This is a genomic window from Rathayibacter tritici, assembly GCF_002932875.1.
In the GTDB taxonomy this organism is placed as follows: domain Bacteria; phylum Actinomycetota; class Actinomycetes; order Actinomycetales; family Microbacteriaceae; genus Rathayibacter; species Rathayibacter tritici.
This window is the reverse complement of the sequence record NZ_PSWS01000058.1, coordinates 154,468-176,484: the sequence shown is the minus strand read 5'-3', so window position 1 is coordinate 176,484 and position 22,017 is coordinate 154,468. Positions and strand designations below refer to the sequence as shown.

Here is a 22,017-nt window from a genome sequence, read left to right as displayed (position 1 = left end):
CGTGCGTCTGCCCGCCTCCACCTACCGCCTCCAGATCCGGTCGGCGTTCGACCTCGACGACGCCGCGCGCGTCGCCGACTACGTGCGCTCGCTCGGAGCGGACTGGCTGTACTTCTCGCCGCTGCTGAAGGCCGAGCCCGGCTCGGACCACGGCTACGACGTGGTGGACCACAGCGAGGTCGACCCGGACCGCGGTGGTGCGGCGGGCCTGTCGAATGCTTCGCGAGCGGCAAGGGCCGAGGGCCTCGGGGTCCTCATCGACATCGTGCCGAACCACATGGGCGTCGCGACTCCGAGCGAGAATTCGTGGTGGTGGGACCTCCTGAAGAACGGCATGTCCTCCCGCTACTCCAGCGCGTTCGACATCGATTGGGAGGCGGGCGGAGGGAAGCTGCGCGTGCCGATCCTGGGCGACGGCGCGAGCGAGGGTGACAGTGACAGCGAGCTCGACGCGCTCGAGGTCGTCGGCGACGAGCTGCACTACTACGAGAACCGCCTGCCGATCGCGCCGGGGACCGCCGAGCCCGGCGACTCCGGCCGCACAGTGCACGAACGGCAGAGCTATGAGCTGGTGAATTGGCGCCGCGCCGACGCCGAGCTGAACTACCGCCGCTTCTTCGCGGTGAACACCCTCGCCGCTCTCGCGGTCGAGCGTCCGGAGGTGTTCGACGCCTCCCACCGCGAGATCGTCCGCTGGTTTACCGAGGGGCTCGCCGACGGTCTGCGCGTGGACCACCCGGACGGCCTGGCCGACCCGGGCGGATACCTCGACGATCTCGCCCGTGCAATCGGTGGCGCTCCCGTCTGGGTCGAGAAGATCCTCGAGGGCGACGAGGAACTTCCTCCGCACTGGGCGACGGTGGGCACCACCGGCTACGACGCCCTGGCCGACGTCGACCGCATCCTGGTCGACCCCGATGCACGCCCGGTGCTCGAGGGCCTCGATGCCGAACTCGGCGGGGGAGGCGCGCCCCTGAAATGGGCCGACCTCATCCACGACACCAAGCGGGGCATCGCCGACGGCATCCTCCGCTCGGAGGTGCTGCGGCTCGCCCGACTTCTGCCGCAGATCGATGGAGCCGATGATGCACTGGCCGAGCTCCTCGCGACCTACCCCGTGTACCGCAGCTACCTGCCCTACGGAGCCGAGCACCTCGAGCACGCCCGGGTCGACGCTGTGCGCCGCCGACCCGAGATCGCGTCGACCATCGACGAGGTCGCCGTCGCGCTGGGCGAGACCGGCACTCCCGTCTCCGTCCGCTTCCAGCAGACGTCCGGCATGGTGATGGCCAAGGGCGTGGAGGACACCGCCTTCTACCGTTTCAGCCGCCTCACCTCGCTCAACGAGGTCGGAGCGGACCCGGACGAGTTCGCGATCGACCTGGTCGAGTTCCATCGTCGCCAGGCCGTGCGCCAAGCCTCGTTCCCGGCCTCGCTGACCACTCTCTCGACGCATGACACCAAGCGCGGCGAGGACACCCGGGCCCGCATCACGGCGTTGGCGGAGGACCCTGAGGCCTGGGCGTCGACGCTGCGCGAGCTGCACTCCCTGGTCGGCTTCGGCGATGGTCCGATCGAGCACCTGCTCTGGGAGGCCGTCGTCGGCACCTGGCCCGCGACCCGTGAGCGTCTGCACGCCTACGCTGAGAAGGCGTCCCGGGAGGCCGACGACTCGACGCACTGGACCGCGCCGGACGAGGCGTTCGAGAAGCGGATGCACGCCGCTATCGATGCCGCGTTCGACGAGCCCGCCGTGCACCGGCTCGTCGAGCAGAGCGTCGAGCGGGTCTCGGCCGCCGGCTGGTCGAACGGGCTTGCTGCGAAGCTCGTGCAGATCACGGCGCCCGGCATCCCGGACGTCTACCAGGGCAGCGAGCTCTGGGAGACTTCCCTCGTCGATCCGGATAACCGCCGTGAGGTCGACTTTGGACACCGCCGTGCGCTGCTCGAGCAGATCGACGGGGGCTGGCAGCCGCCGATCGACGCCGTGGGAGCTGCGAAGCTCCTCGTCACCTCCCGTGCCCTCCGACTCCGCCGCGACCGCCCGGAGCTGTTCACCCGCTACGCAGCCGTTCCCGCGATCGGCCCCGCGGCCGAGCATGCGATCGCCTTCGACCGCGGCGGTGCCCTGACCATCGCGACCCGCCTCCCCGCGGGGCTCGCCTCCGCCGGTGGTTGGGGCGGAACCGTCGTCGTGCTCCCCGGCCACCCGATGGAGGACGTCCTTACGGGCCGCACCTTCGCGGGAGGCGTGACTCCCGTGGCGGAGCTTCTCGGGGTGTACCCCGTGGCCCTGCTGGTACCGATCTCCTGATCTGTTCCACCGCCACACCTCCGACCGCCTCGACACCTTCTGGAGACCGCAGTGACCCGCACGACTCCCTACCGCTACGCCCTGCCGACGACCGGACCGGAGCGCTTCGACGTCTGGGCACCCGAGGCCTCTACCGTCGAGCTCCTGCTCGGCGGGGATTCGTCGCTGACCATGACCCGCCTCGGTGACCAGGGTTGGTGGCGAGCCCCCGCGTCGGCCCCCGCTACCGGCGAGGTCGACTACGGCTACCGCGTGGACGGCAGTGGACCACTGCCGGATCCCCGTTCGCGCCGCCAGCCGCAGGGCGTGCACGAACTCTCGCGCACGTTCGACCCCTCGGTGCACGAGTGGGGCGACTCCGCCTGGACGGGTCGCGAGCTGGCCGGTGCCGTCGTCTACGAGCTGCACCTGGGCACGTTCACGCCCGAGGGCACGCTGGATGCGGCGGCTGAGCGTTTCGAGCACCTGCGCTCGATCGGCGTCGACTTCATCGAGTTGCTGCCGGTCAACGCGGTGAACGGCACGCACAACTGGGGTTATGACGGCGTTCTCTGGTACGCCGTGCACGAGCCGTACGGCGGACCCGAGGCGTACCAGCGCTTCGTCGACGCCGCTCACCGCGCGGGACTCGGCGTGGTCCAGGACGTCGTCTACAACCACCTCGGTCCAAGCGGCAACTACCTCCCCGAGTTCGGCCCCTACCTCAAGAACGAGAAGGCGAACACCTGGGGCAGCTCGATCAACCTGGACGGTGAGGGCTCGGATACGGTTCGCGGCTACATCATCGACAACGCGCTGATGTGGCTGCGCGACTACCACGTCGACGCTCTGCGCCTGGACGCGGTGCACGCGCTCTCGGACGAACGGGCCGTGCACGTGCTCGAGGAGATGGCCGCCGAGGTGGCCGTGCTCTCGGCGCACGTCGGACGCCCGTTGACGCTGATCGCTGAGTCGGATCTGAACGACCCGAAGCTGATCACGCCGCGGGAGGCACACGGTTACGGACTCGATGCGCAGTGGAGCGACGACTTCCACCATGCTGTGCACGTTGCTCTGACGGGGGAGACCACGGGCTACTACGAGGACTTCGCTCCGTTGGGCGCCCTCGCGAAGGTCCTGACCCGGGGCTTCTTCCACGACGGCACCCTTTCGACCTTCCGCGGCCGTCACCACGGCCGCCCGATCGACACCGAGCGCATGCCGACCTGGCGTCTCGTGGTGTGTAGCCAGAACCATGACCAGATCGGTAACCGGGCGATCGGCGACCGCCTGACCGCGACGCTCGACGAGGGCCGTCTCGCGATCGCCGCCGCACTGACGCTGCTCGGCCCGTTCACGCCGATGCTCTTCATGGGTGAGGAGTGGGCGGCGTCGACCCCGTGGCAGTTCTTCACCTCGCACCCGGAGAAGGATCTGGGCGAGGCGACGGCGAAGGGCCGCATCGAGGAGTTTGCGAAGATGGGCTGGGACCCGGAGGTCGTGCCCGACCCGCAGGATCCGGAGACGTTCCTCCGCTCGCGCCTGAACTGGTCGGAGGCCCAGGAGGGGCGTCATGCCCGCATCCTGGCCGTTTACCGCGAGCTGGCGGCGATCCGCCGTCGCTTCCCCGAGCTGACAGACCCGCGCTTCGGGTCGTTCCGGGTGGAGTTCGACGAGCAGGCCCGCTGGCTGACCCTTGGTCGTGGACGGGTGACTGTCGCGATCAACGTGGGGGAGGCCGCCGCGCGCGTCCGCCTGCCCGAGGTGGCGGAGACCCTGCTTGCCGTCGGTGAGTACGCGGTGCAGGCCGGCGACACGGCGGTGGACCTCGGGGCCTCGTCGCTGCTGGTGACGCTCGGCGCCTGAGCATCTCATGTCGTGGCCGCGGCGTACTCCGTCGCGGCCACGACGCGCACGCCCTCGTCGTGGACGAGCAGGAGCGCGCGCAACGGGATCGCCCTCCGGTGGCAGGCGGCTGCGAGGTGTCGGGCGAGGACTCGGTCGGTCGCGCCGAGGAATGCCCGCCCGGGACGCTCGAGGGCGAAGGCGATCGAGCCTACGTCCTGGTGGGCGACGGCCTTCGCGAGTATGGCGACGATCCGCTCGGTCTTTTCTTCGTCGGGGTGCACGGGCAGCCCGTCGACCGGGTAGAGGATCGGCAGCTGCACGCCGTCTCGATCGAGGAAGATCGGCCAGAGTGCGCGGCGGTAGGCGGGCCCGATCAGTGAGGAGACGCGCTCGCGCAGCTCGCGGTCGTTCAGGAGCGGTGCGTTCAGGAGCGGTGTATCCAGGTGCGGCGCGGGAGCGGCGTGGTCGAGGGTCGTCATGGTGTCGCTTTCTGGTGGGTCGAGCGGGTGGTGCCGCTCAGTGGTCATCGGAAGTTGCGTGAGGTGGTGCGCGCGCCGACAGTGAGGGTTTCGAACCGGTCGGCGAGCAGGTTGGTCACTCCCTCGTCGGAGCGCTCGAGGATCCCCCTGACCAGCAGGGCGGGTGCCTCGCGTGCCACGCGTCGGTAGCGGTTCCATACTCCGACGGAGCAGATCACATTGAGGATCCCGTGTTCGTCTTCGAGGTTGAGAAAGGTCACTCCGCCGGCTGTGGAGGGACGTTGACGGTGGATCACGACCCCGCCGACCTCGATTCGGGTGCCCGACGGGGTGCTGGGGAGGTCGGCTGAGGAGCGGGCTCCGCGCCGGACGAGTCCCTCGCGCAGGTGCCGCAGTGGATGGTCATCCGGTGAGATCCCGGTGGCCCAGAAATCGAAGACGACCCGCTCCTGCGCAGACAGCATCGGCAGCAGCGGGGGCTGCACGACGACCGTCGAGCCGGCGAGGAACTCCTCGCGGTCGCCCGCAGCGGTTCCCGCCTCCCAGAGCGCCTGCCTGCGCTGCAGCCCGAGCGAGTCGAAGGCGCCGGCAGCGCCCAGCGCCTCGAGCTGGGCGGCGGTCGTGCCGACCCGGCGCGAGAGGTCGGCCATGCTCGTGTAGGGGCCGCCGCGCTCGCGCTCGGCGACGATGTGCGCGGCGAGCGCTGTGCCGATGCCCTTCACTCCGGCGAGTCCGAGTCGGATCACGAAGCCGCTGTCGCGCCGGTGGTTGTCCGTGTGGAAGTGCTCGGAGCGCTCGAAGAGCCCGGTCGGGGGCTGGTCGGCGCGGAGGCAGTCGTCGCTCCCGTAGGCGGCGCCGCCCCGTCGGCGTACGCAGGCGCCCTCCTGTGCCTCGAGTCCGGGCGGGGCCAGCGAGCGGTTGATGTCGGGCGAGGCGACCTCGACCCCGTGCCGGCGCGCATCGGCGACCAGGGTGTGCGGCGCGTAGAAGCCCATCGGTTGAGCCCTCAGCAGCGCGGCGGTGAAGGCGGCGGGGTAGTGCAGGCGGAGCCAGGCGCTGGCGTAGACCAGCAGGGCGAAGCTGATCGCGTGGCTTTCGGCGAAACCGAAGTTCGCGAAGGCCTGGATCCGACGGTAGATGTCGTCGGCGACCTCGCCGGTGATCCCGTTGCGGGCCATCCCCTGGTAGAGCCGCTCGCGTAGCGTCTCGATCTTCTCGGTTCCGCGTTTGGAGCCCATCGCCCGGCGCAGCAGGTCGGCGTCCTCCGCGTTGCAGTCGCCGACCGCCACCGCCACCTGCATCAGCTGTTCCTGGAAGAGCGGCACACCCAGAGTGCGCTTGAGCGGGGTGACGAGGAGGGGGTGCTGATAGGTCACCGGCTCCTCGCCGAGTTTGCGGCGGATGTAGGGGTGGACGGCACCGCCCTGGATGGGCCCGGGCCGGATGAGCGCCACCTCGATCACCAGGTCGTAGAAGCGTCGCGGCTGCAGCCGGGGGAGGGTGCCCATCTGCGCGCGGCTCTCGACCTGGAACACTCCGATCGAGTCGGCGCGGCAGAGCTGGTCGTAAACGCCCTTTTCCTCGCGCGGGATGGTCGAGAGGTCCCACTTCTCGCCGACGTGCTCGGCGACGAGGTCGAAGGTGTACTGCAGCGCGGCCAGCATTCCCAACCCGAGCAGGTCGAACTTGACCAGGCCCATCCAGGCGCAGTCGTCCTTGTCCCACTGCAGGACGGTGCGGTCCTCCATCCGCGCGGGCTCGATCGGGCAGACCTCGCCCACCGGGCGGTCGGTCAGGACCATGCCGCCGGAGTGGATGCCCAGGTGCCGGGGCGTGCCGAGTACCCGGGTGGTCAGCGCAACGACGTCCTCGGGGATGTCGTGATCGGTGCTCTCAGTGATCGAGCCCCATCGCTCGACCTGCTTCGACCAGCCGTCCTGCTGCCCGGCGCTGTAACCGAGAGCTTTGGCCATGTCTCGGACGGCGAATTTGGGCCGGTAGGTGATGACGTTGGCGACCTGGGCCGCGTTCAGCCGCCCGTACTTCCGGTAGACGTACTGAATCACTTCCTCCCGTCGCTCCGAGTCGAAGTCGACGTCGATATCGGGCTCCTCGTCGCGGATGCTGGAGAGGAATCGCTCGAACGGCAGGTCGTAGAAGATCGAGTCGACCGCGGTGATCCCCAGGACATAGCAGACCGCCGAGTTCGCTGCTGAGCCGCGGCCCTGGCAGAGGATCCCGTGGCGCTTGGCGTAGTGAACGATGTCGTGGACGATCAGGAAGTAGCCGGGGAAGTCCTTCTGCTCGATCACCGCAAGCTCCTTTTCGAGCCGGGCGAGGACGTCGGCGTCGGCGTGCGGGTATTTGGTCGGCGTCGCCTCCCGGACAAGTTCGCGCAGCCAGGTCATCGAGGTGTGTCCCGCGGGGACCTGCTGGCGGGGGAGTCGGGGACGGACACGACCGAGTTCGAAAGCGATCTCGTCGGCGATGCGCACCGTGTTCTCGACGGAGCCCGGGTAGCGGGCGAAGCGCTCGGTCATCTCTGCACCGGAGCGTAGGTGGGCGCCGCCGGCCGCCGGCAGCCAGCCGTCCATTTCGTCGAGGCTCCGCCGCGCTCTGACCGCCGCGAGCGCTGTCTGGAGGGGGCGTTCCTCCGGCCGGGCGTAGTGCACGTTGCCGGTGGCGACCACCCGCAGCCGCAGGCGCTCGGCGATGCCCGCCAGTTGGTCGTTGGAGCGCGAGGCGAGCGGATCACCGTGGTCGTAGAGCTCGACGAGGACGTTGGCGGGCCCGAAGAGCCGGACGAGCTCGCGGACCTCCCGCTCGGCTGCGGCTTCGCCCGAGGCGGCGAGCGCCTGGCGGACCGCTCCCTTGCGGCAGCCCGTGAGCACGATCCAGTGCCCGTCCGCCGCGCGGGCGAGCTCCTCGAGCTCGTAGCTCGGTTTACCCTTCTCGGCTCCGGAGAGCTGGGCGGTGGTGATCGCGCGGGCGAGGCGGTGGTACCCCTCCTCGCGACGGGCGAGGACGAGCAGGTGGGATCCCTCCGGGTCGGCGACGCCGTTCTGCGGCGAGGTGAGTCCGATCGAGAGCTCAGCCCCGAACGCCGTGCGGACGTCGTGGCCCTGGGCGGCCTCGGCCATTCTGACGATGCCGTAGAGGCCGTCGTGGTCGGTGAGCGCGAGGGTATCGATGCCGAGCCGGACGGCCTCCTCGACCAGCTGCTCCGGCTTGCTTGCCCCGTCGAGGAAGCTGAAGTGGGAGTGGGCGTGCAGTTCGGCGTAGGGCACGGTGTGCGCCGGCGGGCGGACGTCGTCGCCCGGCATGTAAGCGGGCCGCTTGTGCGACCAAGCCGGGCTGTCGCCGCCGTCGCCGCGGACGACCGTGCCGTCGGCACGTCTGCCGCTGGAGAGGCGGCGCTCGAACTCCGACCACGGGATCGGCGGGTTGTTCCAGCCCATCGGGGCTCCTTCGTACTCGTTCGCGGATGGAGGGGGGAAGTGACTGCGCGTCAGTCGTATCGGGCCTCGGCGGCCCAGACTCCGTCGAGGCAGAGCAGCAGCCAGGCGACCCCGGCGGCGTCGACCACCTGGAAGCGGTCGTAGCGGACGGCCGTGCCCGGGTCCCACCAGCGCTCGTCGATGGGCCACGGCCCGGCCCATCCCGCTAGGGGCTCCAGGCGTGCCTGGGAGGTGCCGGGAGTGAAGTAGGCGGGTACGGAGCTGAGGGCGCCCCGCTCGTCGACCGAGACGGGCTCGCCTCGTGGCCCCCGCACGAGCACCGTGGCCGGCTCGGCGAAGACTGTCGGCGGCAGCGGAGGTGGCAGCGAGCCGGGCCAGGGCAGGCCGCGTGGTCGCGCGTCCCCGGGCTCGCGGTCGCCCCACGGGATCAGGTGCTGACGGTCGCGCAGCGCACGCCCTCCTCCGATCGACGCGGTCATGACGGCCTCGTGCCCGAGCATGCTCTGCACGCGGCTCAGTCCGTGGTGCACGCGCTCCTCGGGAGCGGTGCCCCAGAGGCCCTGCTCGTGGTTCCCGATCGCGTCGACGGCCTCGGGCTCGACGCACAGGCGCGAGATCGGCGCTCCGAGCCCCGTGTCGATGGCCCCGCTGCCCTGGAGCTGCCAGCGCACCCGGTCGAGCACGTCGCCCGGGGTGAACCAGCGCGGATGCAGCCAGCTCCGGGAAGAGACCTCGCCCCGTTCGCTGACGACCTCGATGCGGATGGCGGTCGCGACCAGTTGTGCGCGGGTGAGCCCGGCGACGAACTCCTCGGCGGGAACCCGGAAGGCGAAGGCGGCCTGGTCGATGCGGTCCAGCGGCGGCTCGAAGTCCATCGCCCGGTCGAGCCGCTCGGGCGGCAGCCGCGGCACCACCGTCGCCGACTCGGCTCCGGCTGCAAGCAGGTGCGCCCGGGCCCCGTCGGGTCCGAACCGGGCCGCGACATCCTCGCGGGGGAGTGCAGCGAAGGCGCCGAGGGTGCGGACCCCGAGCTTGCGCAGCAGCGCGACCAGGTCGTCTCCGCGGTGGGGGACTCGGGCGGGAGCAGCGACGGCCTCGGTCTCGAGGGCGTCGAGCGGGAGCGGGGCGAGGAACTCGGCCGCCGCTTCGGCCGGGACGATCGCGACGGGGTGGCCGGAGTGCTTGGCGGCGAGCTCGGAGGCGAAGAGCCCGTCGGCGATCCCGATGCGCGCGCCGGGCAGCCCCAGCTCGGCCAGCCGCCGCAGGATCGCCTCGGCTGCGCTCTGCTCGCTCCCGTAGTAGCGGCGCGGCCCGCGGGCGCGGATGGCGCAGAGGCCCGGCCGGATCAATTGGACGCCCGGGGTGATCTCCTCGAGCGCCTGCATCAGCGGCTCGAAAGCCCGGTGATCGAGCACCGGGTCGTACGGCAGGACTGCGAGATCCGTGCAGCGGGACTGCGCCTCGCGCACGCGCATACCCCGGCGCACTCCCTCGGCTCGGGCGGCGGGGGAGGAGGCGAAGACGAGGCTCTTTTCGGTGAGGGCCAGGGGGCGTTCGGCGCCGAGACCGGCTTCGGCGGCGGCCGCGAGGAGGGGCCAGTCGGGGCACCAGACGAGGATCGTCCGCCGCAGCTCGGGTGCGCTCTCCATCTCAGACCGCCCGTTCGCGCAGGCGGCCGTGCTCGCTCTGGGAGCCGAAGGCGTGCTCGAGGCCCGGCATGCTCATCCGCACTGTGCGGACGCGTGTGCCCGCGCGGCCGACCACGTCGACCATCGCCTCGCGCGAGCGGAGGTAGCCGTGACCGGCGCCGAGGCCCTCCCAGCGGCTGCTGCGGATGCTGAGCCGGGCTTCGGCCTGCGGCCACTCGCCGAGGACCACGAGCGCTGCTCCCCGCTGCCGCAGCCGTGCTCCGAGCCGTGAGACGTCGGCCGAGGAGACGGAGGCTGGCGGACGGGTGAGCACGACGGTCAAGACGTCGATGAGAGCGGCGGTGACGGTGAGCCAGTGCTCGGCCGGCGAGGGCACGAGCACGAGCCGCTCGAGGTCGATCCCCATGCCCGCCGCCGCTTCGGCCCCGAACTCGGGAACCCCCACGACGCCGCACCATGAGCCCTCGGCCGACGGGCCGGCGAGCAGCCCCATTGCCAGGCTCATCGAACCCTCGACCGAGTAGGCCGCGCCCTGCTTGAGCGAGCCGCCGGGGAGCACGGAGGAGAAAGCGGGCAGGGTGGCGAGGCTCGAGGTCTCGAGCGTGGCCGCCTGCATCTCGCGGATCCGGGACTGCAGCTCCTTCACCGACGCGAGCTGTCGCAGAAGGGGCTCTGCGGCCTCGGCCGTCTCCGCGGAGACGAGGGGGGAAGGGGGGCTCATCTGCCCATGTTCGAACATGTGTTCGAGTATGTCAATCGCCACCGACATCCGCCGCGGCGGTTTCGGAACAGTGCAGAAGCGGGCGGGAAAGCGCCCTGTGGAGGAGTGAACCACGGCCCGCCCCGGCAGTCTCGCACCCGCCTCCGACATCCCCGCACCGCCCCCTGTGCCGCGTCGCCGCGCGGAACCGCCTCCTCCCGCGCCTCTAGCATGGGAGCCATGTCCGACGCCCTACCCGACCCCGCCGACTTCGACGTCACCGCCCCGGCCGCACCTCGCCGGCGGACTCTCGTGGTCAAGATGGGCTCCAGTTCGGTGACCAAGCAGTCCGGCCCCGACCCGGTCCTGCTCGCCAGTGCGCTCGAGAGCGCTTTCGCCGCCCGCGCCCTCGGCTGGGACGTCGTGCTCGTCTCTTCCGGCGCCGTCTCCTCCGGCCGCGCGCTCTTCGCCCGTGCGCAGGAGGAGCCGATCAGTGCACGGCTGGCGGCGGCTGTGGGTCAGACCGTCCTGATGGGCTTCTACCGCTCGGTGGCCGAGCTCTCCGGCGCGCTGGTCGCGCAGATCCTGATCGGCGAGTCCGACCTCGCCTCGCCCCGGCAGATGTCCCACGTTGCGGAGGCGATCCGCCACGCACTCGACGCCGGAGTCGTACCGGTGGTCAACGGCAACGACACGATCGACTCTGCCGGCTCGGACAACGACGGCGTCGCGGGAGGGCTGGCGATGCTTCTCGGCGCCGACTTGCTGCTGCTGCTCACCGACGTCCCCGGCGTCTTCGCCGGCAGCATCGCCGAGGGCGTGCACCTGGAGGAGCTGGGCATCTCGGAACTGCGCCGGATCGGCGTGCAGAAGGGCGGCACTGGCCGCGGAGGCATCCGCTCGAAGCTGCGGGCCGCCGAACTCGCCGCGCACAACGGCGTCTCGACTCGGATTGCCGGCGCCCGCACCCCCGAGGTCATCCTCGGTGCGCTGGGAGGCTCCGGCCCCGGCACCCTTGTCCGTGCCGTGCATGCGCATCCGCCTGTGGAGCAGCGTTGGATCTCCGGCGTGGCCACCGGCCGTGGCCGCGTCGAGATCAACCTTGAGGCCGAGCGGAGCATCGCCGCCGGCTCGAGCCTGTTCGCCTCGGGTATTAAGCGCGTCTCGGGCGACTTTGGCGGCGGTGACGTGATCGAGGTGCGCGCCCTGGGCGGCGAGCTTCTCGCGCGCGGTGTCTCGCGGGTCTCCTCGCGCCTGCTGACACTGGTCCGCGCGCTCCGGGTCGACGAGATCGCCCGGGTCTTCGTGGCGGTCCTCGGTCATGCGGCTTCACTGTCACCGTCCACGGTCCCCGAGGCGGAGGAGCGGCCGCAGCTGACCCGTGCGCTCGAGTACGCGCGCACCCTCTCCTCCGAGCATGCGCGGGCAGTAGCGATGGAGATCGTCTCGCTCTTCCCCGCCGAGAGCATTTCGGCGCTACTGGGTCAGGGTGCAGGAGAGCGCGAGCTGGTCGAGCGCTACACGCGTCTCGTGCGCACCCTCGCCATCGTCGAGAACGAGAATCTCGCCGTCTTCCGCCCCTGACGGTAGGAGGCGCGCCATCCTTCGGTGCGTTTCGCGCCTCCGCGTCATGATCGCCATTCCCGGGCGTCTTCCTGGTGATGGTGCCACTCCTGGGCGCCCGACGGAACGGATGACCAATGAGCGTCCCCATTTCTACTGCCGACCACGCTTCTGAGTTCAGCATCTCGCACGAGAGCTTCCAGTCCGAGCGTCTCGCACGCCGGCTCGCGCTGCTCGAGACCTCGATCGCTGAGAGCGAGCGAGCTTTGCGGGACAAAACCGATCCGCGCAGCGGAGAGCCTCTGCCTGGAGCGTGCAAAGGACACTGCGCGCAGCTGATCAGCAATCTGGCCACGGAGCGGGTCCTGGCTGAGCACATCCGGGCGATGATCGCAGCTCGGAACTGACGCAGTGCGTACGGCAGCATGGAGTGATGGTCACCATCACCGTTGCCGGTCTCGCCCAGCACTTCCATCCCGCGGAGCGGGGCACGGTTCGCCTCCAGATCTGCCGGGAGTCGCGCTCGCGTGCTCAGGCGCTCGCCGAGGTCACCGCCCTGCACGCGCGGGTCCGCGAGGAGGCCGCGGCCGAGCAGGCGTCCGGTGCCGCCACCTGGTGGTCCTCCGATCAGATCTCGGTCTCGTCGATCCGCAGGTACTTGAAGGACTCCGATGTCACCCAGCTCTTCCAGGTGGCGGCCGCCGGCGTCCGAGTGAAATACCGCGATTTCGCGGCGCTCGGACGCTGGGTCGGCTCGATATCCGAGGTGCCGGGGGTCGAGGTCTCGGGGGTCGACTGGACCGTCACGGCGGCACGGCGGGCGGACATCGAGCGCGAGGTCCGCACCGCGGCCGTGCGCGACGCCCGCGAGAGGGCGGAGGCTTACGCAGCCGCCCTGGGGCTCTCCGAGGTGCGGGTGCTGACGCTGTTCGAGCCCGGGCTGCGCCCGCACACGCGCATCGAGGGCGGATCGGCCCTGATGAGCCGCGCCGCGGCGTTCTCGTCGGCGGAGGAGGCGCTCACCCTCAAGCCCGAGGACATCGAGGTCTCGGCCTCCGTCTCGGCTGATTTCGACGCCTGCTGAGACTCAGCCTGCCTTGTCGAGCGTGCTCCCGCCGATCACGGGAGCCGCCCTCGTGCAGCACCCTGCGGGGCGCAATCACCTGACCCACGTCACTCCTCTCTGTCTGCCTACCTGATGCGATCACCATACAAGTATTGAGCACTCCTCGGCGGAGCTGTCGCGGATCATCGGTTGTCCTGCGCCAGCGGCGGGAAGAGCAGCAGACCGGCGGATGCTGAGGGCATGGTTCGGCGCATCAGCATCCTCTCGTGCGGCCACTATCAGTCGGTCCCGGGGTCGGTGACCCACACCGCGTGGGACGTTCTGCTTAGACGATCGAGTTCGTCGACGTGGCAGAGGACAGGCACTGACGGCGCCGACGTCCGCGTGTACCATTTCGCGCCGCAGCTCGCGTCCCGTTCCTGGTCCTGGTCCTGGCGGCGATCACCGCGCAGCTGCTGCAGCGAGATCGGTACCGGTGTCATCGACGTACGGTATGAGTATCCGCTGTACATCGCGGAGGAGGCGGCCGCCACTGATTCATCTTGGGCGGCAGGCTCGAGTTCGGCGTAACTCGGGATCACCCGAGACGGCTCTGCGCCGCTCTGAGGCGTTCGGCTTCGTCCCGCCGGAAGGAATGACCGACGCCGATCTCGCCCGGCAGAAGGTGCAGATCCTGCGGGAGACGCTCGCCGGCGCCATGAACACCATCGAACAGGGACGGTCCGTCGCCTCTCCGGGCTCACGTCCCGCGGAGGACTGAGTGCCGAGGGTGCGCCGTCAGGCACAGCGCAGGTGTTCAGGCGGCGTCTTCCAGGGCGTTCGACTGGCCGCGGCCCAGCTGCGTCGGGACAGTACCGGCGAGGTGGCCGGGCTCTTCAGCGCCGCGCGCCCGCTGCGCAGCGCGTCGCGGCAGTCCCCCTCGCCCGGCTGCCCGGGGGTCCTCACGACCGGCCGCACGATCCCGCATTAGCAGGGCGAAGGGCCGTCACTGATTCTCGTCGGCGGTGTTCCCCACGCGATCCATGGTGGGCAGCGTCAGCACGTGCAGCGCCGGGACCCCTGCGCTGAGGATGTCCTCGAGAAGGAGAAGCGCTCGATCGGTCAGTTCATCGCCTGGATAGAAGGAGCGGTGCACCTCCGCCGCTTCCTCGACGGAGGCGATGCGGTGAAGTGCGAGGAGCCGAGCGATGTCATCGTCATCACGTCCCGGGCGACTGGCCCGGAGCTTCATCGCCAGGAGCGCGCGAGTCGACGCGATCTCCACGACGATGTCGTTCGCCGAGTGGATCGTCGTCCATTCCACGGTCTCGCCGTAGTCGGGGGAGAAGATCGAGGCGTCCGGGTTCAGCCAGAGAAGGGGCCAGCCCCGCTTTCTGGCGACGACAGCGGCAGCTCTTCTGATGTCCTCGGCCGGGGTCAGGCGCGCGTCGACGTCGTCGGTGAGTCGGCGGTCGCCGAACCAGAACGCGATCGCTGCACCGCCCACGATTCGGATCCCGGCTGGCCGGTGGGATCGCGCCAGGATCCCGACCACGTCGGACAGCCCCTCGACAATGTCCTCGCGGCTGAGCTGATCCCTTACGCGCTCACCAGCGTTTCCGCCTCGATGAGGACGTTGCGCCTGGCGAACTCAGCCGGGACCCGCGTCGCATCCACCCGGGTGCGGACTCCGCCCGTCGGCGGCTGCCACGGCGCCGGGAGAAAGCGCGATGCATCGTCGATCCACTCGGCGCGAGGGAGGCCTTCCTCGTCGAGCCGGTACGCGGCGACGGCCGCGAGTGCCGCACCCCAGCCCGGGTCGGCGAAGGGAGGGGGCTCGGCGAGCGTGAGACCGACCCGGAGAGCGGAGTGCACGTCGGCCAGATTGTCGGCGAGTTGGATGAGCTGCCGGTAGGCGGTCCTGACATCGTCACGGTTCAACGCGTCCGAGATGACCGCCCCGATTGTCGCCGCGTCTTTTCGGATCGTCGGCACGAGCACGATCGAGTGCTGAGTGTGGGAGAGCAGCCGCTCCAGCAGGTCCACCGAAGGCTGCCGCCGAGCGTTCTCGATGCGCGAGAGTGTGGCCTCGGCCACGTCCGACGTCTCGGAGAGCTCGCGCTGGGACAAGCGCGCTCCCCAGCGGGCGGAGCGCAGAAGTCGTGCTGCCGTCATCGCGGCCTCCCGGTTGACGAATGAGTCAATCCTAGCTCGGGAACGCTGCCCCGATCATGGAGGAGGGCGCGCGGGCGACGCCGAAACGACGAATCCCCCCGCCTCTCCGAGGAGAGACGAGGGGATCCGATCGGTATGTCGCCCGATCACTGTGTCCGAGGGGGGACTTGAACCCCCACGCCCTATACGGGCACTAGCACCTCAAGCTAGCGCGTCTGCCATTTCCGCCACCCGGACGAGTGTTGCTGCCGACCTGTGTTTCCGCGGCCGAAGACGACATTAGCACGGTTCCGGGGCCTCGAAGGCCAGCCGCGGCCGCCATCGTCCGAGCGCCGCCGGGCACACGCCGGTAGCGTTGCCGGCATGCCTGACAGTGCAGACGTGACCGGCGCCACCCTCGATGAGACCGCGCTTCTCGCGCGCGACCTCATCCGCTTCGACACCAGCAACTACGGCGACGGGAAGGCCGAGCCCGAGCGCCCTGCCGCCGAGTACGTCGCGGCGAAGCTGCGCGACCTGGGCCTCGAGCCGGAGTTGATCGACTCCGACCCGGGACGCACCAGTGTCGTCGCGCGGGTTACGGGGGAGGACCGCGAGCGCGGAGCCCTCGTCGTCCACGGGCACCTCGACGTGGTGCCGGCCATCGCGGACAACTGGAGCGTCGATCCGTTCGGCGGCGAGATCAAGGACGGGATGCTCTGGGGCCGCGGCGCCGTCGACATGAAGAACATGGACGCGATGATTCTCGCCTCGCTCGGCGACATCCTCCGCGAGGGCCGGCGTCCCTCCCGCGACCTCGTCATCGCGTTCTTCGCCGACGAGGAGGCCGGCGGCGTGCGGGGCTCGGGCTACCTGGCGCGTGAGCGGCCGGAGCTGTTCGCCGGAGCGACCGAGGCGATCAGCGAGGTCGGCGGCTATTCGATCGAACTCGCGGGCAAGCGCGCCTACCTCGTCCAGACGGGGGAGAAGGCGCTGATGTGGCTGACGCTCCGTGCGCACGGCACGGCCGGGCACGGCTCGCAGATCAACGCCACGAACGCCGTCACCCGTCTGGCGCAGGCGATCGCCCGCATCGGCAGTGAGGAGTGGCCCACCCGCCTGACCGATACCACGCGCGAGCTGCTCGACGAGGTCGCGCGCCTCCTCGGCCACGACCCCCAGCGCAGCACTCCGGAGGAGCTCGCGCTCGCCACTGGCACCGCCTCGCGCTTCATCGCGGCAACGCTGCGCACCACCGCGAATCCCTCGATGCTCTCGGCCGGCTACAAGGCCAACGTCATTCCGGACACGGCGGAGGCGACGATCGACGTGCGCGTCCTCCCGGGCGAGGAGGACGCAGTGCTCGAACGCCTCACGGTCCTTGCGGGCGAGCACGTCGAGATCCTGGTGCAGCACCGCGACATCGGGCTCGAGGTCCCCTTCGCCGGCCCCCTCGTCGAGAGCATGGCCGCCTCGTTGCGGCGGTTTGATCCGGGCGCCGAAGTGCTCCCGTACCTGCTCTCGGGCGGCACCGACAACAAGGCTCTCTCGACACTCGGGATCACCGGATACGGGTTCGCGCCACTCCAGCTCCCGTCATCGCTGGACTTCCCGGCGATGTTCCACGGGGTCGACGAGCGCGTCCCACTGGACGCACTAGTGTTTGGCAGGAAGGTCCTGACCGATCTCCTGCTGAGTTCCTGACGGTGCTCCGAGGGTCAGCACCCACCGACTCCGACCGCCTGCTGGCCGACGACGCCCCAGCCCTCTTCGAAAGTGACGCATGGGCCTGCTCGACGCGCTGATCCTGGGACTCGTCCAGGGTCTGACCGAATTCCTCCCCATCTCCTCCAGCGCCCACCTCCGGATCGTCAGCGAGCTGCTGCCCGGTCTCGGCGGGCGCGATACCGGCGCCGCATTCACCGCGATCACGCAGTTGGGCACCGAGACCGCGGTCATCATCTACTTCTGGCGCGATATCGTGCGAATCGTGTCGGGCTGGGCGCGTTCGCTCATCGGCCGGGTCCCGCGTACCGACCCCGAGGCGCGGATGGGCTGGCTCATCATCCTCGGCAGCCTCCCGATCATCGTGCTCGGGCTCGTCTTCCAGGACGCGATCGAGACGACACTCCGCTCGCTCTGGGTCGTCGCCACCACTCTGATCCTCTTCGGCATTCTGCTCGGCGTCGCCGACGCGGTCGGTGCGAAGAAGCGCCGCCTGCGCGACCTCGGCGTCCGCGACGGTCTGATCTTCGGAGGCGCGCAGGCGCTCGCCCTGATTCCGGGTGTTTCGCGCTCGGGTGGCACCATCACCGCCGGCCTCTTCCTCGGCTACGAGCGCAAAGCGGCGGCTCGATACTCCTTCCTTCTCGCGATCCCGGCGGTGTTCGGCAGCGGGCTCTACCAGCTGTACAAGAGCATCAGCGACCCGGAGGTGCTGCCGAACCAAGTCCAGGTCGGCGGGCTCGAGACCCTGGTCGCGACCATCGTCGCGTTCGTGGTCGGCTTCGTTGTCATCGCGTTCTTCATGAGCTACATCTCGCGCCGCAGCTTCCTCCCGTTCGTCATCTACCGCATCGTGCTCGGAGTCGTCCTGATGGTCGCGCTCGGCACCGGCCTCATCGCCGCGTAGATGCGCGCCTGGACTGCCACCGACGTCCCCGCCCTGCCCGGCCGGGGCAGCGCCCCGCGCCTGTACGACACCGCCACCGCGGGCCCCGTCGAGCTCGCTGCGCCGACCGGAGTGGCGGGCCTGTACGTCTGCGGCATCACCCCCTACGACGCGACCCATCTCGGCCACGCCGCCACCTACCTCGCCTTCGACACGGTGCAGCGCGTCTGGCTCGACGCCGGGTACACCGTCGAGTACGCGCAGAACGTCACTGACGTCGACGACCCGCTGCTCGAGCGGGCGAATGCCACGGGTGTGAACTGGCGCGAGCTGGCCGAGGAGCAGGTCGAGCTGTTCCGCGGCGACATGGCGGCGCTGCGCGTGCTGCCTCCCCAGCACTACGTGGGCGTCACCGAGACAGTGGCTCCGATCGCGGAGGCGGTCGCTCGACTGGAGCGCGACGGCGTCGCCTACCGCGTCCCGGCTGGGGATGCGGCCGCGGACGGTGCGAGCGACCTCTACTACGACATCGCCGCAGCCGAGAGCGCCGTCTGGCACCTGGGCAGCGAGAGCGGCCTCGACGCGGAGTCGATGGCTCGGTTCTCGGCCCAGCGCGGCGGCGACCCGGAGCGCGTCGGCAAGCGCGATCCCCTGGATCCGCTGCTCTGGCGCGCCGAACGTGCCGGCGAGCCCGCCTGGGACGCCGAGGTCGGCCGGGGGCGCCCGGGCTGGCACATCGAGTGCTCGGTGATCGCGCTGGACCGCCTCGGTCCCGACTTCACCCTGCAGGGCGGCGGAAGCGACCTCATCTTCCCGCACCACGAATTCAGCGCCGGCCATGCGGCCTCGCTGTCCGGTCGCCCGCTGGCCCGCGCCTACGCGCACGCCGGGATGGTGTCCTACCAGGGCGAGAAGATGAGCAAGTCGCTGGGCAACCTGGTGCTGGTCTCTCGCCTGCGCAGCGAAGGAGTGGACCCGCGCGCGATCCGCCTCGCACTGCTCGCGCACCACTACCGCTCCGACTGGGAGTGGCTACCCGAGGACCTGCCGACGGCCGAGGCTCGCCTGGCCCAGTGGGAGGCGGCGCTCTCCGGCGAGGGCCCGCGCTCAGCCCTGGAGGTGCTCGCGCGTCTGCGCGAGGTGCTGGCCGAGGATCTGGACACTCCGGGAGCGCTGTCCGTCGTCGACGCCGCGCTGGCGGACGGAGTGGACGATCCGTCGCTCCTGCGCGACGCCCTCGACGCCCTCCTCGGCGTCCGCCCGGCCTGAGCGCGCGAAAAGCCCTCGGCTACTCCGGTGGACCAGCGCAGACTAGGGACGCCAGGGCTCCTCGCCGGACCGGCCGTCGCCGCGGCGACGGAGGTAGCGCTCGAACTCCTGCGCGATCGCCTCGCCGCTGGCCTCGGGGGAGTCGACCGTATCGCGTGCCTGCTCCAGCTGGGCGATGTAGGCGGCCATCTCCTCGTCGTCGGCGGCGAGAGCGTCGATGCCGCGTTCCCACTCCTCCGCCTCTTCGACCAGGTCCCCGCGGGGAATCGCCAGGCCGACGACCTCCTCGAGCTTCTCGAGCAGCGCCAGCATGGCCTTGGGCGAAGGAGCGTTGTGCACGTAGTGCGGGACGGACGCCCAGATCGACACGGCCGGAATCCCCACCTTCTGCGCGGCCTCGCCGATCACGCTGAGAATGCCGACCGGACCTTCGTAGCTGGAGCGTTCGAGTTCGAACGAGTTGCGCAGTTCGCCGTTTTCGCTCGACGCGAAGATCGAGATCGGGCGGGTGTGCGGGACATCCGCGAGCATCGCGCCGAGGAAGACCACCGCCGAGATGTCGATCGCGAGCATCGCGTCGACCACCTCTGCGGCGAAACTCTTCCAGCTGCGCGAGGGCTCGGTGCCGATCATCAAATAGAGGGCGCTCTCGGCGTCGACAGAGGTCTCGGCGGGGCCGAAGATCTGCGTGCCGGGCCAGGAAAGACTGCGACGTCCGTCCTCCCCGATGGAGAGCAGGGGGCGGGTGTACTGGAAGTCGTAGTACTGCTCGGCGTCGACGGCGAAGAGGGGCACGTACTCCCCGGCGTCCTTGACGAGCCTCAGCGCGCCACTCGCAGCGTCGCCGGCGTCGTTCCAGCCCTCGAAGGCCACGACCAGGACGTTCCCCGTGATCACGTTCATAGGCAGGATCTCCGCGTTCGGCTCGATGTCCGGGAAGCGCACATCGCGCCTGCCCCGTCGGTCCAGGATAGGACCCGCCTTCACCCTCGCCTGTCCCGGCCGCTGGGATCGGCCGCGCTGTTCGCTCTCGGCTCGCACATCACTCCGCGGGCGAGAGTCGGTCCGCGGGCGAGAGTCGCTTCGGGGCTCTCGGCCCGCTCCTGAGTTCTCGGCCCGGGGAGGCGAACGCGCTGCCGGTACCATAGACGCTCGTGACTCCCGAGACCTCTGCCCGGCCGCTACCCTTCGAGCCGCTCGAGGAGGTCGGCGCTCTCGCCGCCGTCCTGTGGGACATGGACGGCACACTCGTCGACACTGAGCCCTACTGGATGGCGTCCGAGCACGCTCTGGTCTCGTCGTTCGGCGGAGTGTGGACGCACGAGGACGCGATGGGCCTCGTCGGCTCCGGTCTGCCGGACGCCGCTCGAATCCTGCAGAGCAAGGGCGTCGACCTCTCCGTCGACGCGATCATCGACCGGATGACCGACGAGGTGATCGCGCAGCTCGCCGTGAGTATTCCGTGGCGGCCGGGAGCCCTGGAACTCCTCCGCGCCGTCGCGGACGCGGGTGTCCCGCAGGCCCTGGTCACGATGTCGATCTCGCGGATGGCCGCCGCCGTTGTCGACCGGATCCCGTTCGTCGCCTTCGCGGCCGTCGTCAGCGGCGACATGGTCGAACGCAGCAAGCCCGACCCGGAGGCCTACCTCCTCGCCGCGAGCACGCTCGGAGTCGACATCACCGCGTGCGTCGCGATCGAGGACTCGCTCACCGGCCTCAGCGCCGCCGTCGCCTCCGGAGCCGCCGTCGTCGGCGTCCCGCACCAGCTCGAACTGGACCCCACCGCCCCCTACGCCCTCTGGCCCACCCTCGCGGGCCGCACCGTCGCGGATCTCACGAGGGTGTCCTCCGAGCACCGCGGTGCCGGCCCGGCTCCGACCGAGACGGGGTCCCGCCGATGACCGGTGAAGCACTTCAGCATTCCGGCCCCTTCCGCGCAGGTGACCGAGTCCAGCTGACCGGGCCGAAGGGGCGGATGAACACCATCACGCTCGTCCCGGGCGCGGTGTTCCACACCCACCGCGGCGGCATCGAGCACGACACCGTCATCGGGCTGCCCGATGGCTCCGTCGTGACCAACACGGTCGGAGTGGAGCACCTCGCGCTTCGCCCGCTCCTCGCCGACTTCGTGATGTCGATGCCCCGGGGAGCGGCGATCGTCTACCCGAAGGACGCCGCGCAAATCCTCGCGCTCGCCGACGTCTTCCCCGGCGCCCGCGTGGTCGAGGCGGGCGTTGGCTCCGGCGCGCTCTCCCTGTGGCTGCTCCGGGCGGTCGGACCGACAGGTCGGCTCGCCTCGTTCGAACGGCGCGAGGAGTTCGCCGATGTCGCCCGCGCGAACATCGAGACCTTCCTCGGCTACGCGCCCGACAACTGGAGCGTCACGGTCGGCGACCTTGTCGAGGCGCTGCCCGAGACTGTTCCCGCCGGTGAGGCCGACCGTGTCGTGCTGGACATGCTCGCCCCGTGGGAGTGCCTGGACGTTGCCGCCGAGGCCCTCACGCCCGGGGGAGTGCTCCTGTGCTACGTGGCCACCGTCACTCAGCTGTCGCGGACGGCCGAGGCGATCCGCGCCTCGGGACTGTTCACCAATCCGGCGTCGAACGAGACGATGGTCCGCGGCTGGCACGTCGAGGGTCTGGCCGTCCGCCCCGACCACCGGATGATCGGCCACACCGGTTTCCTCATCACGGCCCGCCGCCTCGCTCCGGATACCGTGTTGCCCGAGCTCAAGCGGCGCCCGTCGAAGACGGACTTCAGCGACGAGGACGTGGAGGCCTGGACCCCCGGCGCGCTCGGCGAACGGGCCGTCAGCCAGAAGAGCCTGCGCAAGCGGGTCCGGGAGGCAGCCACCAGCGCTGAGCTCTCCCGCGCCCGCGGCTTCGGCGAGGACCCTGCGGAGCCCGACGACGAGGGCATCCTCTAAGCTGTTCCCGGCCTCCGGGCCG

Annotated in this window: 18 protein-coding genes and 1 tRNA gene; 11 read left to right on the top strand and 8 right to left on the bottom strand. The window is 70.4% G+C overall.

Annotated features, from left to right (window positions below; all coding sequences use genetic code 11):
* Position 1 precedes the first annotated feature (1 nt).
* Together treY and treZ are read left to right on the top strand one after the other, a co-directional pair.
* Positions 2–2,314: a malto-oligosyltrehalose synthase gene (gene treY, locus C5D07_RS11235; RefSeq protein ID WP_068253033.1), complete on the top strand. Its 2,313-nt coding sequence runs from the start codon at positions 2–4 to the stop codon at positions 2,312–2,314.
* 51 nt (positions 2,315–2,365) lie between these two features.
* Positions 2,366–4,159: a malto-oligosyltrehalose trehalohydrolase gene (gene treZ / locus C5D07_RS11230; protein ID WP_249028227.1), complete on the top strand. Its 1,794-nt coding sequence runs from the start codon at positions 2,366–2,368 to the stop codon at positions 4,157–4,159.
* Positions 4,160–4,164: 5 nt separating this feature from the next.
* Here the strand turns inward: treZ and C5D07_RS11225 are convergent, their stop codons facing one another.
* From C5D07_RS11225 to C5D07_RS11210, 4 genes are read right to left on the bottom strand one after another with little or no spacing between them, the layout of a single operon-like run.
* On the bottom strand, positions 4,165–4,668 hold the full coding sequence (locus C5D07_RS11225; RefSeq protein ID WP_146076651.1) for a hypothetical protein: 504 nt from the start codon (positions 4,666–4,668) through the stop codon (positions 4,165–4,167).
* A complete protein-coding gene (locus C5D07_RS11220; RefSeq protein WP_104259370.1) occupies positions 4,665–8,078 on the bottom strand; it encodes an error-prone DNA polymerase in 3,414 nt (1,137 codons plus the stop codon). Before C5D07_RS11220 ends, C5D07_RS11225 begins: the two co-directional genes overlap by 4 nt.
* A gap of 50 nt (positions 8,079–8,128) precedes the next feature.
* Positions 8,129–9,727 carry a DNA polymerase Y family protein gene (locus tag C5D07_RS11215; protein WP_068253040.1) on the bottom strand — a complete coding sequence of 533 codons (1,599 nt, stop codon included), beginning with the start codon at positions 9,725–9,727 and terminating at the stop codon, positions 8,129–8,131.
* A 1-nt stretch (position 9,728) separates the two neighbouring features.
* Complete coding sequence (locus C5D07_RS11210; protein WP_068257223.1) at positions 9,729–10,448, bottom strand: hypothetical protein; 720 nt, start codon at positions 10,446–10,448, stop codon at positions 9,729–9,731.
* 219 nt (positions 10,449–10,667) lie between these two features.
* On the opposite strand from C5D07_RS11210, the gene proB reads away from it, so the two are divergent.
* The 4 genes from proB to C5D07_RS16265 all read left to right on the top strand — a co-directional run bounded on the left by proB (position 10,668) and on the right by C5D07_RS16265 (position 13,816).
* Complete coding sequence (gene proB / locus C5D07_RS11205) at positions 10,668–12,011, top strand: glutamate 5-kinase (RefSeq protein WP_068253043.1); 1,344 nt, start codon at positions 10,668–10,670, stop codon at positions 12,009–12,011.
* Between the two features lie 116 nt (positions 12,012–12,127).
* Positions 12,128–12,397: a hypothetical protein gene (locus C5D07_RS11200; RefSeq protein WP_104259368.1), complete on the top strand. Its 270-nt coding sequence runs from the start codon at positions 12,128–12,130 to the stop codon at positions 12,395–12,397.
* A 26-nt stretch (positions 12,398–12,423) separates the two neighbouring features.
* Complete coding sequence (locus tag C5D07_RS11195) at positions 12,424–13,074, top strand: SIMPL domain-containing protein (protein WP_068253049.1); 651 nt, start codon at positions 12,424–12,426, stop codon at positions 13,072–13,074.
* A 616-nt stretch (positions 13,075–13,690) separates the two neighbouring features.
* Complete coding sequence (locus C5D07_RS16265) at positions 13,691–13,816, top strand: hypothetical protein (RefSeq protein WP_258061812.1); 126 nt, start codon at positions 13,691–13,693, stop codon at positions 13,814–13,816.
* 225 nt (positions 13,817–14,041) lie between these two features.
* Here C5D07_RS16265 and C5D07_RS11180 read toward each other — a convergent pair whose 3' ends face one another.
* The 3 genes from C5D07_RS11180 to C5D07_RS11170 form a co-directional block, all read right to left on the bottom strand.
* Positions 14,042–14,542, bottom strand: coding sequence for a hypothetical protein (locus tag C5D07_RS11180; RefSeq protein ID WP_146076652.1), 501 nt, complete (start codon positions 14,540–14,542; stop codon positions 14,042–14,044).
* A 92-nt stretch (positions 14,543–14,634) separates the two neighbouring features.
* The gene (locus tag C5D07_RS11175) at positions 14,635–15,210 is read right to left on the bottom strand and encodes a helix-turn-helix domain-containing protein (protein WP_068251843.1); all 576 of its coding nucleotides are present in this window, start codon (positions 15,208–15,210) and stop codon (positions 14,635–14,637) included.
* 152 nt (positions 15,211–15,362) lie between these two features.
* Positions 15,363–15,447: transfer RNA gene (locus tag C5D07_RS11170), tRNA-Leu, on the bottom strand.
* Between the two features lie 126 nt (positions 15,448–15,573).
* Between C5D07_RS11170 and C5D07_RS11165 the strand changes: the two genes are divergently transcribed.
* The 3 genes from C5D07_RS11165 to mshC all read left to right on the top strand — a co-directional run bounded on the left by C5D07_RS11165 (position 15,574) and on the right by mshC (position 19,069).
* Positions 15,574–16,893, top strand: coding sequence for a M20/M25/M40 family metallo-hydrolase (locus C5D07_RS11165; protein ID WP_068253054.1), 1,320 nt, complete (start codon positions 15,574–15,576; stop codon positions 16,891–16,893).
* Between the two features lie 79 nt (positions 16,894–16,972).
* Entirely contained in the window at positions 16,973–17,821 is an 849-nt protein-coding gene (locus C5D07_RS11160; RefSeq protein WP_068253057.1) for an undecaprenyl-diphosphate phosphatase, read from the top strand.
* Positions 17,822–19,069 (top strand): cysteine--1-D-myo-inosityl 2-amino-2-deoxy-alpha-D-glucopyranoside ligase, encoded by a 1,248-nt coding sequence (gene mshC, locus C5D07_RS11155; protein WP_068253060.1) that lies wholly within the window; start codon positions 17,822–17,824, stop codon positions 19,067–19,069. It begins immediately after the preceding gene.
* Between the two features lie 42 nt (positions 19,070–19,111).
* On the opposite strand, the gene C5D07_RS11150 is transcribed toward mshC, so the two are convergent.
* Entirely contained in the window at positions 19,112–19,972 is an 861-nt protein-coding gene (locus tag C5D07_RS11150; RefSeq protein ID WP_068257226.1) for a proteasome assembly chaperone family protein, read from the bottom strand.
* Between the two features lie 323 nt (positions 19,973–20,295).
* Between C5D07_RS11150 and C5D07_RS11145 the strand changes: the two genes are divergently transcribed.
* Entirely contained in the window at positions 20,296–20,970 is a 675-nt protein-coding gene (locus C5D07_RS11145; protein WP_258061829.1) for an HAD family hydrolase, read from the top strand.
* On the top strand, positions 20,967–21,995 hold the full coding sequence (locus C5D07_RS11140) for a tRNA (adenine-N1)-methyltransferase (protein ID WP_104259364.1): 1,029 nt from the start codon (positions 20,967–20,969) through the stop codon (positions 21,993–21,995). The genes C5D07_RS11145 and C5D07_RS11140 overlap by 4 nt, the downstream gene beginning before the upstream one ends.
* The last annotated feature ends 22 nt before the right edge of the window (positions 21,996–22,017 follow it).

Bases quoted from the DNA above. Each gene is read 5' to 3' on its own strand.
- C5D07_RS11160 (WP_068253057.1), top strand. From the start codon at position 16,973: ATGGGCCTGCTCGACGCGCTGATCCTGGGACTCGTCCAGGGTCTGACC.
- C5D07_RS16265 (WP_258061812.1), top strand. From the start codon at position 13,691: ATGACCGACGCCGATCTCGCCCGGCAGAAGGTGCAGATCCTGCGGGAG.
- C5D07_RS11200 (WP_104259368.1), top strand. From the start codon at position 12,128: ATGAGCGTCCCCATTTCTACTGCCGACCACGCTTCTGAGTTCAGCATC.
- C5D07_RS11140 (WP_104259364.1), top strand. From the start codon at position 20,967: ATGACCGGTGAAGCACTTCAGCATTCCGGCCCCTTCCGCGCAGGTGAC.
- C5D07_RS11210 (WP_068257223.1), bottom strand. From the start codon at position 10,448: ATGAGCCCCCCTTCCCCCCTCGTCTCCGCGGAGACGGCCGAGGCCGCA.
- mshC (WP_068253060.1), top strand. From the start codon at position 17,822: ATGCGCGCCTGGACTGCCACCGACGTCCCCGCCCTGCCCGGCCGGGGC.
- C5D07_RS11215 (WP_068253040.1), bottom strand. From the start codon at position 9,727: ATGGAGAGCGCACCCGAGCTGCGGCGGACGATCCTCGTCTGGTGCCCC.
- C5D07_RS11220 (WP_104259370.1), bottom strand. From the start codon at position 8,078: ATGGGCTGGAACAACCCGCCGATCCCGTGGTCGGAGTTCGAGCGCCGC.
- C5D07_RS11175 (WP_068251843.1), bottom strand. From the start codon at position 15,210: ATGACGGCAGCACGACTTCTGCGCTCCGCCCGCTGGGGAGCGCGCTTG.
- proB (WP_068253043.1), top strand. From the start codon at position 10,668: ATGTCCGACGCCCTACCCGACCCCGCCGACTTCGACGTCACCGCCCCG.
- C5D07_RS11165 (WP_068253054.1), top strand. From the start codon at position 15,574: ATGCCTGACAGTGCAGACGTGACCGGCGCCACCCTCGATGAGACCGCG.
- C5D07_RS11225 (WP_146076651.1), bottom strand. From the start codon at position 4,668: ATGACCACTGAGCGGCACCACCCGCTCGACCCACCAGAAAGCGACACC.
- C5D07_RS11195 (WP_068253049.1), top strand. From the start codon at position 12,424: ATGGTCACCATCACCGTTGCCGGTCTCGCCCAGCACTTCCATCCCGCG.
- C5D07_RS11150 (WP_068257226.1), bottom strand. From the start codon at position 19,972: ATGAACGTGATCACGGGGAACGTCCTGGTCGTGGCCTTCGAGGGCTGG.